Source organism: Nonomuraea sp. NPDC026600, assembly GCF_040638335.1.
Classification (GTDB): domain Bacteria; phylum Actinomycetota; class Actinomycetes; order Streptosporangiales; family Streptosporangiaceae; genus Nonomuraea.
This window is the reverse complement of the sequence record NZ_JBEZYD010000041.1, coordinates 94,503-108,418: the sequence shown is the minus strand read 5'-3', so window position 1 is coordinate 108,418 and position 13,916 is coordinate 94,503. Positions and strand designations below refer to the sequence as shown.

Sequence of the window (13,916 nt, the reverse complement as noted above, 5' to 3'; positions counted from 1 at the left end):
TGCGCGTAGAGGTTGGTGCCGGTGCTGTCGAGGATGGTGGGTGTGGGTTTCACGAATGCCTCCCTGTGGACGCGGTGGCGAAGGCGTTGGCCGGGTGGGGACGGAAGTGGATACCCAGTTCGGAGGGGCATTGGTGAAAGGGTCCGTGCCGGTTGGGGGCGTGGCTGTCGGTCAGGTCGAGGTTCCACAGTTGGTCGAGGAGCGTTTCGATGGCGGTCTGGGCGATCACGGCGGCTTGGCTGTCAGCCGGGCACCGGTGCGGGCCAGCCGACCAGGCCAGATGGGAGCGGTTGTCGTAGCCGAGGTGGGGCATGCTCGGGTCGGTTCCGGTGGCGGCATGGCTGATGAGGATCGGTGCTCCGGCGGGGATGGGGACGTCGTGCAATTTGGTGTCGTGGCGTGCGTAGTGGACGGAGAAGTTGGCCATGGGTGAGCGCACCCACAGCACCTGTTCCATCGCGCGGCGTACGGTGACGGCGCCGCCGGTGAGGTTGCCGGCGTAGTCGCCGTCGGACAGCAGCAGGCGAAGGCCGGAGGCGATCCAGGCTGCGGTGGGGATGGTTCCGGCGCCGACGAGGACGACGAGTTGGTGCAGGATTTCCTCGTGGGTGAGCTGGGCAGGGTGCGTCAGCATCCAGGAGGTGCAGTCGTGGCCGGGCTGACGGCTTTTCATACCGATGATCTCGGCCAGGCAATGGGCGAGATCGGCTGCTGACTGCGCTGCCGCCGGCCCGGCGTTGATCATGCCTTGGCAGGCCGTGACCATGCGGCCGACCAGCTGCGGGGGGCAGCCGAGAAGGTCGGTGAAGACGAGCAGCGGCAGCGTGTCGGCGTACTGGCTCATCAGCTCAGCGTGACCGTGGTGGGCGAAGTCGGCAATGAGCTGCCGGGCGTGGGATTGGGTGATTTCCTGCAGCTCGTGCAGGTTGATCCGGGCCAGGCAGTCGTTCATGGCGTGTCGTAGCCGGGCGTGGTGGTCGCCGTCGGCGTACAGCAGGCTGGGCCGAAAGGCCATCAGGGCGAGAACTGGGCTGTCGGCTGGAACGTGCCCCTGCTCCAGGGCCGTCCATAGGCGGCTGTCCTTGCTGTAGGTGGCGGTGTCGTTGAGCAGGGTGATGGCGGCGCGGCGGCTGGTGACGACCAGAGCGTGGACGCCGTCGGCGATCTCTGCCCAGGCCACGGGACCGGCGGCGCGCAGCGCGTCGTAGGCGTCTTCGGGCCGGGCGGCGAAGGCGGCGCCGAACAGCCGCGCGACAGGGACAGGGTGTGTCATCGGGCGTGCTCCAGGCAGGAACGGTCGAGGATGTGGCTGACCAGGGAGATCAGTCCCTGTTTGGCCGAGCCGAGCTGGCGGGCGTCGAGGCTGACCAGCGGCCGGTGCGCGGGCATGCTCAGGCTGTCGCGCAGGTCGGTTTCGCGGTAGCGGGGGGCTCCGTCGAAGGTGTTGACGGCGACGGTGTATGGCAGTGCGGCGTCTTCCAGCTGGTCGATGGCGTCGAAGCTTTCGTCGATGCGGCGGGTGTCTACAAGGACGAGCCCGCCCAGGGCGCCTTCCATGAGGGAGCGGGCCATGCCGCGGAAACGCTGCTGGCCAGGGGCGCCGAACAGGTAGAGGACGATGTTCTGGCTGAGGGTGAGGCGGCCGAAGTCCATGGCGACGGTCGTGGTGGTTTTGCCGCGCAGGTCGTCGAGGTTGTCCACGAGTTGCCCGGCGTGTGTCATCTTCTCCTCGGTGCGCATCGGCTGGATTTCCGAGACCGTGTTGACGAAGGTGGTTTTGCCCACGGCGAATGGGCCGAGTACGAGGATCTTGACCGGCTGGGCTGTGGCCGGCACGTAGCGGTCAGAGTTTTTGGAGGGCATGCAACACCTCTTGGAGGAGGTCCTCGCTGTACTGTCCAGCGGCGGGGACGAACGGGGCGCGGGCGGCGAGGTGTCCGCTGTTGACCAACCTGGAGACGATGACTTTGACGACGGCGCCCGGTAGTCGGAGGTGGTAGGCGACCTCGGACACCGACAGCACGCCGGGCTGGCACAGGTCCATCACCCGGCGGGCCTGGGCGGCCAGGCCAGTGCGCGGGCGGTTGGGGTCGGCCAGGAGCAGGGTGGCGTCATCGAGACGACCGGGTGCTGGTGTGGCGTTGCCGTCGGTGGCGGTGTGGGAGCGCACCATGCCGGCGCGCCGGTGCCGCGGGCCGGTCATGTCGGGTCGTTTCGCTCGCGGGCGTCCAGCACGGGGCGCAGTCCGGTGATCGTCTTGAGTGTTGCTGTGATGGCGGCGCTGACCTGGTGGCTCATGGATTCGCCGCGGACGGCCACGCCGATGCCGGTGCGAGGGCCGGCGGCGAACAGCAGCATGGTGACGTCCTTCATGTCGCTGATGACATAGCGCAGGGGGGCGGGAGTTCCGTGGTTCATCGGGATGCCGCAGAAGGCGGCTAGTTCGCTGTGCAGCGACTTGATGCCGGACAGGGCCGCTGCGGCGCGGTCGGCGTTGTCCCGGGTCAGCGCGCCAGAGTGCGCCAGCACCAGCCCGTCCGTGGTGAACAGCAGCGCGTGGACGACGCCTGGCTGCTCGTGCACGAGCTTGTTGAGAAGCCAGGTCATGTCGGTGGTGTCGGCTGTCGGCTGCTGCGCGCTCATGGCTGGGAGTGTCCTTGGGTGTCGTTGTCGATGGTGTCGTACCCCCTGCGGAACGCGTCCCGCATCCGCGCCATGCCGTCGCTTGCCGCCTCGGGGGTGAGGGTGTCGGTGACGGCTTCCTGGGTCGCGGGCCCCGGCATGGGCGGGGCGGCGTCAGGGCGGCGCTGGCGTTTGGGCAGTCCCAGGGGTGTGGTGGCGCGCCCGTTGGTTGAGGGCGGGGCGACGACGGCCAACTCCTGGTCATGGACTGGCTCGTCGTTGCGTTCGAGCGCGGCGTGTTCGGCAGGTTCGTGCGTGGATGGGGCGGCGGTGATGAGGCTGTGCGGGATGAGGCAGACGGCCTTGACTCCTCCGCTTGTGGAGGGGGCGCTGACGTCGACGCGGATGTCGTAGTCGCATGCCAGGCGCCCAATGACGGGGAATCCCAGCTTGCGTTCGTCCTCCAGGCTGGCCGCGTCCAACTCGGTGCGGTGTGACAGCAGCCGTTCCGCCTCCTCCAGTTGGAAGGCGTTCATGCCATAGCCCGAGTCTTCTACCACGATGCGGTAGCCAGCCCGGACTTCGTTCACGTGGACGTCGACAGGGTCGCTGGAGTAGCTCGTGGCGTTGGCCAGCAGCTCGGCCAGCACGACGACGATGGGCTCGACGACCCGACCCTCAACCCACGCCTCCCCCGCCTGAGGCAGGTAGGTGTAGCGGACGCGATCGTAGGGGCCGATACGACCGCGGGCGCTCTCCACGATCTCCCGAAAGGTGGAGTCGGCCCGCTGGATGCCCGGCCACGAGCCGGCCAGGATGCGAAGGCGTTGCACGCTGTGCAGAGCACGGGTGGCTTCGTGGTCGATCCCGATCAAGCTCTGATGGAAGGCGGAATGGGCCGGAAAGTCGTCCAGAGCTTCGTCGATCTTCATCTGGAGCCGGGTCAGGAACATCTGAACCTCATCGGAGGTCCCCCGCACGCCGGCGCGGGCCGAGGCGCCGATGCGCGTCCGGGTTGTCCGCACAGCCTCACGAAGCTGCTGTTCAGCGGCTTGGAGGTGTTTCTGAAGCGGCAGGGTGGCAAATTCCCGATGGAGCAGGCCGGGCACGGCCACGTCAGTGTGCCCCTTGGCCTCGATGTCGGTTAACGCGCGCAATCGGTCGACGAGATTGCCCGCCTCTGCCACGGCGGCCTCATACCACTGCCAGCTCACCTTCGCCTGGCCCTGTGCTGCTCGTGCTTGCTGCTCGGCTGCGAGTTTGGCCTGCTCGGCGGTGGCCGTGGCGCTGTGAACTGCGGCGGGTCTCGCGCGCATCTGAACGATCAGCGCGACGACGACGGTGGCGAGGGCGGCGGCAACTAAGAACACGCCGCCCAGCAGCGCCCATGTCACAAGCTCTGGGGGGGTCATGACTGTCCTTGATCAGAGGAGGAGGCGGTCGTCATACGGCGGAGTATTCAGCGCCTTTGGCCAGCGCTTCGCCGGCGATCTGGGCTGGTGAGGCGCGTTCGGCGTCATTGGACACATCGAGCGACAGCTCGTCGAAGCGCAGGGCGTCGCAAGCGAGCATGGATGGGCGGCGAACCTGCGGGCCGGGGTCGCCGCGGATACCTACAAGCTGTCCGCTCGGGCGATCATCAGGGTCTGCCCGCACGGCAGCCGATTGCTCTTGTGGACGCGGAAGCCGGCCTGGCGCGTCAGCCGGTGGAAGTCTTCGGGGACGCGGACTCCGTCGCCGTAGAACAGCGCCCGCATGCGCATGTCAGTGCTGAACCAGCGGCTGCGAGCCCCGGGCAGCCGCGGCAGCATGCCTTCGACGATCCACACCTCGGCGCCGTCCTCGTCGGCGGATGCCATGGCCTCGCGAACTGCGGACAGAAGCTCGACGCATTGGGCGTCGCTGTAGGTGCGCAGGACCGACGACAGCAGGTAGATCTGCGCTCCTTCGGGGATGCGGTCGAAGAAGTCCCCTGGGGCGAGCCGGATCCGGTCGGCTAGCCCTTCGTTGGCCAGACGGTCCCGGGCGCGGTCGAGGACGTCCTCGCGGTCGGCGAGGATTCCCCCCAGGTGAGGGTGCTCCGTCAAGATATTGCCTAGCACGCCGCCGAGACCGCCGCCCAGGTCGGCGATGGTTCGCACGGCGGCGAAGTCGCTGATCGCCGCCAGGTCTTGGCCGACCGCAGCGCTGTGGGCGTCCGCGCTCAGGTCGAATTCCCTGCCGAGGTCGGGATTTCGCGCGAGGTAGTCGTAGGGGGACAGACCGCTGGGCGACGCGGGCTGGCCGGCGCGGATGGTGTCGGCCAGGCCGCGGACCGCGTCCCACCAGTACGACGATCCGCTGACCAGAACGGTGTGCCGCTGGGACCGTTCGGCGGCCGCGGTGAGGGCCTCGCCGAGTTCGGTGAGTTGGTAGCGCTGGCCGTAGGTGTCGACGAAGTCGCGGCTGTGCAACCAGCGCATCAGCCGGTGAGTCGAGCCGGGGTCGGCGTCGCAGGCGAGCGCCAACTCGTAGCTGGTCAGCTCCTCGTGAGAGAGGAGCTCGAAGATGTTCAGGTCGACTGCGGCATGCAGGGAGGCGAAGTCCGACACGGAGTCGATCATGAATTGGATTAGCTCGAACGGGGAGACGTCGAGGCCGTCGAGCTGGTGGGCGGGGGCGGTCTTGGAGCGGACCCGCTGCGGCAGCTCCGCGTCGTTGGAGGGTTTCGGCTCGTTGGTGATCTGGTCGGTGATCTGGTCGGTGGGCTGGTCGGTGGCTGTCATGAGGGGAGTCCCTGGTGGGGTCGGGTGGTGGATGGCGGTGGCGGGGGTGTCGAGGCGGCGGGCGTGGCGGTGATGCCACTCAGCAGGCCGTAAGGGAGCGCCGTGGGGCAGGAAGCCGTCATGGCGCCTCGGACAACTCCTCGGCCGACCGTTCTGGAAGGTTGCAAGTGCTGTCTGGGGTGTCGAAGCGTTCGCCGCGGTTGTGCGGCGGGCCTCGTCGCGCCGCCTCGGCCGCGTTCCCGCATCTCCTGCTCGCCCGGACGGGGGTGACGCACCAGGCCGGGCACGTCCGGGCATGGCGATGTCGTGCGGCACGAGGTCAGATGACGAAGTGGGCCGCGAGGCAGGCGAAAGGTGTGCGGTCTGCCTGCCCCGCGGCCAGCGGAGCCCGGGGGTGGTGGGGGGTCGGGCTCCCTTGGGGGCGTGGCACGGTGTGCTGCGGCTGGAGCGCATGTGCCACATGAGGTCTTGGTCACGCGGATGCCGTAACGGTCTGGGTGGGCTCGCGCGGGGGCGGGATAGCGATACCGCCGACGAACTTGCCCCGAGTCATGTCCAGCTTCGCCTCCGCGTCGGAAGCACGCCACTCCGCGACGGGAACGATTCGCCCAGGAGGGTCCGCCCATGTCCAGCCCGGCAAGAGCGACTGGATGCGGTCGTCGTCGCGGAGCGTCATCGACGCGTTCGCGCGCTCGTAGAGCTTCATCCCCGCTTTGGCCTTGGCCTCCGGCACATCTCGCGGGCTGGCGTGAGACAGCACCACACGGCTTCCCTCCGGAAGCTCTCGGCGGAGGACGTCGAGGATGGCGGCTACCTCCTGATCGTCGGACAGGAAATGCAGCAAGGCGACGGCCAGCACAGCGACGGGCTGGTCGAAGTCGATCAGCCCGATGACCTCGGGCATGGCTAGGATCGACGCTAGGTTGCGCACATCCTCGTGGATCATGACGCTTCGGTCGTCGGTGGCAAGCAGCGCACGACCGTGCACCGCGACCTGCTTGTCCCAGTCCACGTAGACGGTGCACGCATCCTTGCGGATCGCCTGCGCGATCTCGTGCACGTTGTTTGTTGTGGGCAAGCCGGAACCGAAGTCGATGAACTGGCTGATGCCCTCCTCAGCCAGCGCCTGTACAGCTCGGCCCAGAAACTTCCGGTTGACGCGGACGGCCTCCGGCACCTCCGGCAGCTCCTTCTTGAGCTCCTCGGCCAGTTGCCGATCGGCGTCGAAGTTGTCTTTGCCGCCGAGGAAGTAGTCATACATGCGGGCGACATTGGGGGTGTTCGGGTCGATGCCCGCAGGTGCTCCGGCCCGCTCCGCCGACTCGTCGGGAGGCGGGGTCGCCTGGACGGGCTGCGCCGTGCTGCCGGGCAGGTCGGAGTTCATCGCTGTCCCGGGTCGGGTGTGGAGCGGCACAGCGGGCATAAGTGGCCGGTGGTCAACTGGTCGGCGAGGTCGTCGCTGCGCAGGCTCGCCGTGGGCGGGCCTGCGGGCACGGCCGCGTCCGGGGGCAGGTGCCACGTGTCCACGCGCCACTGCAGGCCCGGTGGTTGGAGCGGCAGTGCCTTGAGCGCCAGAAGAAGTCCGAACGCGGCCGCCTCAGGATGCCCGGTCGGGACACGCAGCTCGCCGCCGCATGACCACGTCTGCCCCTGATCGAGCGACCAGTAAAGGAGGGCGATGGACGACTCGCCCGGCGTCCGGGTCCGGCCGGCGTGGCGGAATCCGCCATAGCCGGGAGCCGGGTCGCCAGCTGTCGCCATGCTGAGCGCGGCGGTCACGGTGCCTGCGAGAGGGGACGCGTATGACGCCGCCGCGGAAGCTGGCGCTGTTCTACTGTTCATCATGTCGGATCTCCGATATCCGATGGGCTGGGCCACGCCGCTGCGGTGGTGTGACGCAGCTCGTTCACTTTCCAGGGCGCCACATGGCTGGGGCCTGGTTGCGCAGTCGGCCGCGGACGAAGAACAGACGGCGGCCTGCGTCGCGGATCTGCTGTTCACGTCCGGCAGCGAGGTTCGCCGGTCCGAGATGCGCAGGCGATGGCATCACGACGCCCACGACCTCGGGGATGGCGATGATGTCGAGCAGCGCGGCGAACGCGATCGGCGGCTGGCCGCACGTGGGCCGGCCGCGTTCGGTGCATACCGCTGCCAGAAACAGGTTGTGCCGGAGGCAGTAGTCGTCCAGAGCCGCGCGAAGACCTGTCGCCTTCCTGGGCGGCACTCCGATGAGCCGGAGGTAACCGCATACGACACCGTGCGGGGTGCGCTGTTCGACATGAGTCATGGGGCGTCCCGAGGTGTCGTCGGCGTTTGCCTGGTGAGGGGTGCGTGCATTGATCATGCGAGCCTTGCTCCGGCCTGGGGAGAGGAGCGGTGCTGCAATTCCGTCGCAAGTTTCTGCAGTTCGGCGTCTGGGCGTGCTTCCATATGGATGTGGCGACGGTCGTGGAATGGACGGGCGCAGAGGCCATCGCGCTGCGCAAGGCGTTGCGGTTGGGCGTGCGCGCCTTCGCCGACTTTGTCGGCGTAGCTGCGCGTACGGTTTCCTATTGGGAAAAACTTGGGGCGCTCACGCGCCCGACGGCCGACACACAGGCGCTGCTTGACGTGGCACTGCGTCGCGCCGACGCAGACGCGCACCGTCGGCTGGAATCGCTTCTTGCCGCCATAGGCCGGTCAGCGTCGTTGTCTTCCGTGGGCAGCCCGGAGCACACGAGGATCAGCCGGGTGGTGCCGGGGCGAGGCCTCGGGCGCGCTGCTTCACCAGGTGGCGTCTCTGCCGGCATCAGCGCAGGGCTGGACTTCATCCCATCCCGAGCCGACATGCTGGCCTCCGCCCAGACGCTGTGGGTGGGTGACCTCGACCAAGCGGACTGGTTGCAGTTCGATGAGGTGCCGGCGTCGATGCTCCTGACACCGATGGGCAGGTGGCTCGTCGCTCTGCCGCCCGGCCCGGCCGGGCAGACAAATAGCACCCGTCATGTCACCGCCGGCGATGTGGAGGCAGTACGCGCCACCCTGCGCCGGTTCGAAACTCTTGACCACCGCTATGGGGGCGGGCACGCCCGCAAAGCGGCGGTGCTGTTTCTGCAGGGCGAGGTCGCATCCCTGCTGCATGGCGCGTACACCGACCGCGTCGGCCAGGACCTGTTCGCCGTGGCCGCCCAGTTGACGTACAAGGTGGGCGCGATGGCGTACGACCTGGCCATGCACGGGACAGCCAGGCGCTATTACTTGCAGGCGCTCAATCTCGCCCATGCGGCCGACGACCGGCCGCTGGGCGGCAAGGTGCTCGCCCTGGCGTCCCACCAGGCCAACTTCGTCGGCGAGTATGAGGAGGCGGTCGATTTGGCCCGGGCCGCCAAGTACGGCGCCGCCGGCTGGGCGACGCCGACCGTGCATGCGATGTACTGCGCGATGGAGGCCCGCGCGCTGGCCAGCCTCGGTGACCAGCGCAACTGCTACGCCGCGTTGAAGGAAGCCGAGCGGGCGTTCTCCCGGCGGCGAGAAGGAGAAGATCCCGACTGGATCGGCTACTTCGATGTGGCGGAATTTCATGACGAGCTCGGCCATTGTTTCGCTGCCCTGGGGGATACGCGCGAAGCCCTTGTTCACACTGGCCTCGCGCTCAGCGAGTCGAGCGCCACCTATCGCCGGTCGCGGACGTTCTGCCGGCTGATCCAAGCTGGTGTTCATGTCACCTCGCCCAAACCTAGTAGGCAAGACGTGGAGCAAGCATGCGCGACGGCCACTGAGGCGCTCGCCATGGCCGGCGAGCTGAAGTCGCTGCGGGTCCAGACCTACATCGATCGGTTTAACGGCCAGTTGGCCCCGTACGCGCGCCTGCCGATCGTCGCTGACTTTCGCGAGCAGTGGCACGACGCCCTCGCTCTCGCGTAGCGCTCAGAAAGGCGGGCTCGCGGTGTGCTGCCGACGTCGCCGCCCCGGGCCGCCTGAGGGCCGGTCACGTTCCTGGCGTCCACGGACGGCGGGGAGCGGCCGGGTCGCGTAGCGTCGCGATACGGTTGAGTGCCTCGGGGATCAGCCGCGGTTCCCGCCCGGTTCGGCCCGCCAGCCACGTCGTCATCCGCAACTGGCGCACGCTGGCCAGCGTGGAGAATCCTTCCCACTGCGTGATGTCCCAGCCGTACGTCTCGACGAAGGCGGCGTATTCGGCGTCGCTGTACCATCCGACCAGGTGGTAGACCGCTGGCACGACCAAGTCCCACTCGATCGGCCCGACGGCGAACCGCTCCAGGTCGAGCATGACGGTGCGGCCGTCGGCGCCGCGGACGAGGTTCTTCCGATGCGGGTCACCGTGGATGGCGCGCGGCGCATGGGCGAACGGCAGGGCGGCGTAGGCGGCCTGCAGCTCCTCCAGGACGGTCATGAGGAAGCGCCTGTCCTGCTCGTGGAGGCCGGTGGCGTCACGGATGTGGGAGTCCTGGCGGTAGAACGGGTCGAACGGGGGCAGCAGCCCCTTGGGTGGGGCGGGAAGCGCATGCAGGCGCCGCAGCAGCGCGCCCATTTCGGCCGGCTGCCCCTGCTGCGGGGCGGGGATCTCCTCCCAGAACGTGACCACCCGGCCGTCCGACAGCACCGGCTGGTCCGCCACCACGGAGGACGGCCGCACGGCTGGCAGATCCTGCTCGGCGAGCCACGCGGCCACGCGAAGCTCCCTTTCGACCGAGGCCAGCGCCAGCATGCCCCACGCGATCCGGGCGACAACGCGTTCGCTGGGAAGCCTGAAGACGCCGTTGTCGCCGACGGGGCCGAGCAGGGTGGCGCCCGACCAGTTCAGCCCCGTTGCCTCGCACGCGAGCTGGAGAGCGCGGAAGGCGGCGGCCTCGGTGAACGACGCGGCTTGGCTGTCGGCGGTCATGGCCTGGGCCGAGAGATGCTGGAGGTGGTCATCGCGTCCAGGATACGAGCGGGCCCGCCGCCGGCCGTAGGGCGGCCCGGCCACAGAGCCGTGCCGGCGGCGTACGCCTGCCAGCGGTCGGTCTCACGCTGGTGGCCGCCAGATGCTGCACCGGCCCTCGCGCCGCGCCGCCTCCATCGGGACAAGGGCGCCGTTGTTAAGTACTTCGTACACCGCTGTTGGCCTGACCTGGCCTTTTCTCCGGGCGGCGGGTAGGGAACCAGCTGGTAGAAACGGATGCGGCGGGGGTGCATTAAGTAACGCTTCGAAAATGTTCCGCGACGCGCCGCCGTAACGCTGGATTAGTGATTCAGGGATTCGATATAACTGCGAACCATGAGCGGAAGCAGACGTGGACCCGACCCCAAGTTGGGGGTGCCGCTGGGGAAGAAGTCGTTTCCCCTGCGGTTGCCGGACGACCTGCGCGATCTCATGAAGGAGCGCGCGGACGAGCAGGGTATGTCGTTCAACGAGTACCTGGTGCGGATGGCCGCTCGGTACGAGGGCTACAAGCTGGCGGCCCGCGCCCCTGCATCAGCGCAGGAGGCTCTTGCGCTGATCGACGACGATAACCCGCAGCAGAACCTGGCCGAGGACGCGGTCGCAGCGTGAGCCATCTGTTGGCGGAGATCGAGAGGAGAGCCCTCATGTAAGGGCAGCGGCGGAAAACCGCCCGCAAAATGATGCGGGCCCTCGCGCGACTACTTGGCGGTTGCTGCGCGAGGACCCGAATGGCACTCCGGCCCGGCTTGAGCGTTGCCGGTCCAGAAGTCCGTTTCACGAGCGCTTTGCTCGTTCCACAGATCCTGTGACCTTGGCGCCTTCGTCGTGCCGGTGTCCAGAAGCTAGGAGCCACGATAGACGATGGCCCCCTGGCTGTGCCAGTCATGCCCGCAATCGGCGTGTCGCATTCGGGCGATTCCGGCACTGCCAGCTCGGACAACTTCATACCCGGCCAGGCGGCCCGTACGCCTCGGAGTGGGGCTTTTCCCCTGTTCGGAGGTGCGACGGACCGCGCGATCGCGGCCGAAACGTACGCGCGGATCGTGCCGTTGGTCGCTCAGCGGCTGCGGATCCGGCTGTCACCGGACGGAGGAAAATCCTTTCCTGACGGTAAGCATTCGCGTCCCCTGGCCGTGCATCGGCCGAAGCTTCCGTCTATGCCGTCCACGGTGGCGCTGTTCACCGACGAGGGCGAGGGCCGCGTGCTCGCGGCCGACTTCGACGTCGACGCCGCCCTCGCCCAAGGCCTTCGCCATGAGGACGCGGTCGCGCTGGTGGCGTGGGAAGCCGCCGCCCTGGCCGAGCTCGTCGAGCGGTGCGGCGGCCGAGCCGTCACCGTCCGCTCCCCCAGCGGCGGCCGCCACGTGTGGGTGCGCTGGCAGCGGCTGCTGCCGCGGCGGGAGCTGACCCGGCTGACGCGGGCGCTCGCGATTCGCTTCACCACGCTGGACGTCAGGCCGATGTGCTCATCGGGACAGATTCGACCGCCGGGCGCCATGCATAAGACGGTCGCCAGCGAGATCACCGGCTACGTGCTACTGACCGTCCCGGTGGAGGAGGCCGAGCAGGTCCTGCGGCGCCCCTGCGGGCCCAGCGTGTGGCTGCGGCTGCATCAGGAACTCACCGCGGAGCTCGCCGCGGTCGACAACTCCCCCGCCGGCAAGAGCGCCTCCGCTGGTGACGAGGCCGCGGCCGCCGACAGCGGCCCGGGCGGCGCCGGTCGCACCTGCCCGGCATGCGACCAGGTCGTTGATGTGCCGCTCGACGAGAACGGACACCCTTGGCTGCCTCGCAAGGGCGGCCCCCGACCTCTCCCCCCGGGCATGGAGACGCTGGCTCGCCACGGCGACTGGGAGCGCCGCGGCGCCCGATCGGCGTCCGAGCCACGGCTTGGCCTGCTGAACTCGATGGCCGCCGCTGGCCTACGCCACGGCGACGTCGTCGCCCGCATGCGCGCCGGCGACTGGGCCGGGTTGGAGCGGCTGCTGGAGTCGCGGCGGGCATCGAACCGGTCGCGCCGGCTGCGCTGGGACTGGTGGAAAGCCGTCGTCGACACGGCCATGCACCGCCATGCCCGCAGCTGCAACACAAGCCCGAGTAACCCTTCCACAACCCCCGCTCCCCCCACCGGGGCCACCGGGTCGGTGCCGGAGAAGGTCGGAGGTTCAGGGGAGGGCGACCGGGGCGGGCTCCTGTACAAAGTAGATTCGTTCATCACCGTCGCTGGCCAGCACAACCTGAACATGTGGGGGCTGCGGACGCCCGCCCCTGAAGAGGCCGACGAGCGGGTGCTGAACTGCTGGCAGGAGATCCTGCGCTGGCGCACCTGTGTGTGGGTGGCCGAACGCGACCCCGAGCGTGTCGCCCGGTGGGGCCGGGCCGCGCCCACGATCCGCATGCTGTTGCGAGGGATGGCCGTGGCGGCGCGGATGAGCGGCTCGACGACGCCGGCGTTCGGCGTGCGGTCGCTGTCGGAGCTGGTGGGCCCGGACTACACGACGATCTCCCGGCACCTGCGGTTCCTGCGCGAGGAGGACGATCCGCTGGTCGTGCTGGAAGAGGCGGGCCGAGGTAAGGAGGCTGACCGCTACCGGCTCGTCGTGCCGGCCGTGTACCGGGCGCAAGCCAGATGGATCCGATGGCGGGGCGGCCACATCGACATCCTCCACCCCGCCTTTCACGAGCTTGGCGCCGTGGCGGGGCTGGTGTTCGAGGCGCTGTCGTCGTGGGAGACGGGCTCGAGCGAGGTGGCCCGGGCCGCGCTGCTGTCGCGGTCAGCGACCGTCGAGGCGCTGCGACTTCTGGCTGGGTACGGGCTGGCCGTGCGCGAGCGCGGCGGCTGGCTACGCGGCGGCCGCCCCTTGAGCGAGGTGGCGGCCGAGCTCGGCGCGGACGACGAACTAGCCGAGCGGCGGGCCCAGTACCGCGAGCACCGCCGCATCTGGCACGAACTGGTCGACTCATGGGAGCAGCCCGCTTCCCGCAGTGAACGGCCCGTCGACGCGACGTACGGGCAGGACGCTCCGTGGCCGTCGGCGCCGGACGATCACGGCCAGGAGGGGGCGTTCGACGACGTGGGGGCGGCTGAGGACCCGGAGCGGGTGGTGCCGCGGCCGCTGAGGGATGGCCGGGCGTGGCCGGAGACGATTCCCGGCCGGCGGGACCGGGAGGCGCCGGAGCAGCTGGAGTTGTTCCTGGCGTTGGCCGGGTGACGCGAGCTGGGGACCGGTGTGAGAGGCGCGCCGGTCGGCCGATCTGCCTACGGGCGTGCCGTCGCGGCTGCCCGGCGGCGGGGCGGAGGGAACGAGCGTTGATCGTTCTCCCCACATCTCGTAAGGTTCAGTGCAGCACAGTTACCAATGGCCTATTTGTGTCATCTGGCCTGCTTTGGCGTGGTGGCACAAGAAGAGGAGGCGCCTAGACGGCGACGTGAGAGACGGCCGCCGCCGCGCGAGCGGCGGCCACAAACGCAGAAGGCCCCCGCGCAACGTGGCCTGAGAACCCAGCGCGGAGACCTTCCCACTCAACCCGGCCCGGTGGTGTCCCCCGCTGGGGGGCTCTGCCGTGCCCGATCGAAGATCGAGAGCCAGGATAATGCACGA

14 protein-coding genes are annotated in these 13,916 nt (G+C 68.9%); 3 read left to right on the top strand and 11 right to left on the bottom strand.

The genetic code is table 11. The features are described from left to right. Positions 1-49: 49 nt before the first annotated feature. From AB0F17_RS54240 to AB0F17_RS54195, 10 genes are all read right to left on the bottom strand, one after another. Positions 50-1,273, bottom strand: coding sequence for a cytochrome P450 (locus AB0F17_RS54240; RefSeq protein ID WP_358041226.1), 1,224 nt, complete (start codon positions 1,271-1,273; stop codon positions 50-52). Then, positions 1,270-1,863 (bottom strand): ATP/GTP-binding protein, encoded by a 594-nt coding sequence (locus tag AB0F17_RS54235; protein WP_358041223.1) that lies wholly within the window; start codon positions 1,861-1,863, stop codon positions 1,270-1,272. The genes AB0F17_RS54240 and AB0F17_RS54235 overlap by 4 nt, the downstream gene beginning before the upstream one ends. Then, positions 1,844-2,203: a DUF742 domain-containing protein gene (locus tag AB0F17_RS54230; protein WP_358041220.1), complete on the bottom strand. Its 360-nt coding sequence runs from the start codon at positions 2,201-2,203 to the stop codon at positions 1,844-1,846. The genes AB0F17_RS54235 and AB0F17_RS54230 overlap by 20 nt, the downstream gene beginning before the upstream one ends. Then, positions 2,200-2,643 (bottom strand): roadblock/LC7 domain-containing protein, encoded by a 444-nt coding sequence (locus tag AB0F17_RS54225; protein WP_358041218.1) that lies wholly within the window; start codon positions 2,641-2,643, stop codon positions 2,200-2,202. The genes AB0F17_RS54230 and AB0F17_RS54225 overlap by 4 nt, the downstream gene beginning before the upstream one ends. Continuing rightward, positions 2,640-4,034: an ATP-binding protein gene (locus AB0F17_RS54220; RefSeq protein WP_358041215.1), complete on the bottom strand. Its 1,395-nt coding sequence runs from the start codon at positions 4,032-4,034 to the stop codon at positions 2,640-2,642. Before AB0F17_RS54220 ends, AB0F17_RS54225 begins: the two co-directional genes overlap by 4 nt. A gap of 31 nt (positions 4,035-4,065) precedes the next feature. Next, the gene (locus AB0F17_RS54215) at positions 4,066-4,194 is read right to left on the bottom strand and encodes a hypothetical protein (RefSeq protein WP_358041212.1); all 129 of its coding nucleotides are present in this window, start codon (positions 4,192-4,194) and stop codon (positions 4,066-4,068) included. A gap of 41 nt (positions 4,195-4,235) precedes the next feature. Beyond that, positions 4,236-5,387, bottom strand: coding sequence for a methyltransferase (locus AB0F17_RS54210; RefSeq protein WP_358041209.1), 1,152 nt, complete (start codon positions 5,385-5,387; stop codon positions 4,236-4,238). A 472-nt stretch (positions 5,388-5,859) separates the two neighbouring features. Further along, complete coding sequence (locus tag AB0F17_RS54205) at positions 5,860-6,771, bottom strand: SAM-dependent methyltransferase (protein ID WP_358041207.1); 912 nt, start codon at positions 6,769-6,771, stop codon at positions 5,860-5,862. Further along, the gene (locus AB0F17_RS54200; RefSeq protein WP_358041204.1) at positions 6,768-7,166 is read right to left on the bottom strand and encodes a hypothetical protein; all 399 of its coding nucleotides are present in this window, start codon (positions 7,164-7,166) and stop codon (positions 6,768-6,770) included. The genes AB0F17_RS54205 and AB0F17_RS54200 overlap by 4 nt, the downstream gene beginning before the upstream one ends. A 127-nt stretch (positions 7,167-7,293) precedes the next feature. Then, positions 7,294-7,674: a hypothetical protein gene (locus tag AB0F17_RS54195; RefSeq protein WP_358041202.1), complete on the bottom strand. Its 381-nt coding sequence runs from the start codon at positions 7,672-7,674 to the stop codon at positions 7,294-7,296. Positions 7,675-7,763: 89 nt separating this feature from the next. Here AB0F17_RS54195 and AB0F17_RS54190 point away from each other — a divergent pair, with 89 nt between their 5' ends. Beyond that, entirely contained in the window at positions 7,764-9,290 is a 1,527-nt protein-coding gene (locus tag AB0F17_RS54190) for a hypothetical protein (RefSeq protein WP_358041199.1), read from the top strand. Positions 9,291-9,354: 64 nt separating this feature from the next. Here the strand turns inward: AB0F17_RS54190 and AB0F17_RS54185 are convergent, their stop codons facing one another. After that, the gene (locus AB0F17_RS54185) at positions 9,355-10,272 is read right to left on the bottom strand and encodes an aminoglycoside phosphotransferase family protein (RefSeq protein WP_358041196.1); all 918 of its coding nucleotides are present in this window, start codon (positions 10,270-10,272) and stop codon (positions 9,355-9,357) included. Between the two features lie 375 nt (positions 10,273-10,647). Here AB0F17_RS54185 and AB0F17_RS54180 point away from each other — a divergent pair, with 375 nt between their 5' ends. Both AB0F17_RS54180 and AB0F17_RS54175 read left to right on the top strand, forming a co-directional pair. Then, complete coding sequence (locus AB0F17_RS54180; RefSeq protein ID WP_358041193.1) at positions 10,648-10,923, top strand: Arc family DNA-binding protein; 276 nt, start codon at positions 10,648-10,650, stop codon at positions 10,921-10,923. A gap of 548 nt (positions 10,924-11,471) precedes the next feature. Then, positions 11,472-13,526 carry a helix-turn-helix domain-containing protein gene (locus AB0F17_RS54175; RefSeq protein WP_358041190.1) on the top strand — a complete coding sequence of 685 codons (2,055 nt, stop codon included), beginning with the start codon at positions 11,472-11,474 and terminating at the stop codon, positions 13,524-13,526. Positions 13,527-13,916: the final 390 nt, after the last annotated feature.

Excerpts from the sequence above, each read along its gene's own strand:
- AB0F17_RS54240 (WP_358041226.1), bottom strand. The coding sequence starts at position 1,273 with ATGACACACCCTGTCCCTGTCGCGCGGCTGTTCGGCGCCGCCTTCGCC.
- AB0F17_RS54235 (WP_358041223.1), bottom strand. The coding sequence starts at position 1,863 with ATGCCCTCCAAAAACTCTGACCGCTACGTGCCGGCCACAGCCCAGCCG.
- AB0F17_RS54230 (WP_358041220.1), bottom strand. The coding sequence starts at position 2,203 with ATGACCGGCCCGCGGCACCGGCGCGCCGGCATGGTGCGCTCCCACACC.
- AB0F17_RS54225 (WP_358041218.1), bottom strand. The coding sequence starts at position 2,643 with ATGAGCGCGCAGCAGCCGACAGCCGACACCACCGACATGACCTGGCTT.
- AB0F17_RS54220 (WP_358041215.1), bottom strand. The coding sequence starts at position 4,034 with ATGACCCCCCCAGAGCTTGTGACATGGGCGCTGCTGGGCGGCGTGTTC.
- AB0F17_RS54215 (WP_358041212.1), bottom strand. The coding sequence starts at position 4,194 with ATGCTCGCTTGCGACGCCCTGCGCTTCGACGAGCTGTCGCTCGATGTG.
- AB0F17_RS54210 (WP_358041209.1), bottom strand. The coding sequence starts at position 5,387 with ATGACAGCCACCGACCAGCCCACCGACCAGATCACCGACCAGATCACC.
- AB0F17_RS54205 (WP_358041207.1), bottom strand. The coding sequence starts at position 6,771 with ATGAACTCCGACCTGCCCGGCAGCACGGCGCAGCCCGTCCAGGCGACC.
- AB0F17_RS54195 (WP_358041202.1), bottom strand. The coding sequence starts at position 7,674 with ATGACTCATGTCGAACAGCGCACCCCGCACGGTGTCGTATGCGGTTAC.
- AB0F17_RS54185 (WP_358041196.1), bottom strand. The coding sequence starts at position 10,272 with ATGACCGCCGACAGCCAAGCCGCGTCGTTCACCGAGGCCGCCGCCTTC.
- AB0F17_RS54180 (WP_358041193.1), top strand. The coding sequence starts at position 10,648 with ATGAGCGGAAGCAGACGTGGACCCGACCCCAAGTTGGGGGTGCCGCTG.
- AB0F17_RS54175 (WP_358041190.1), top strand. The coding sequence starts at position 11,472 with ATGCCGTCCACGGTGGCGCTGTTCACCGACGAGGGCGAGGGCCGCGTG.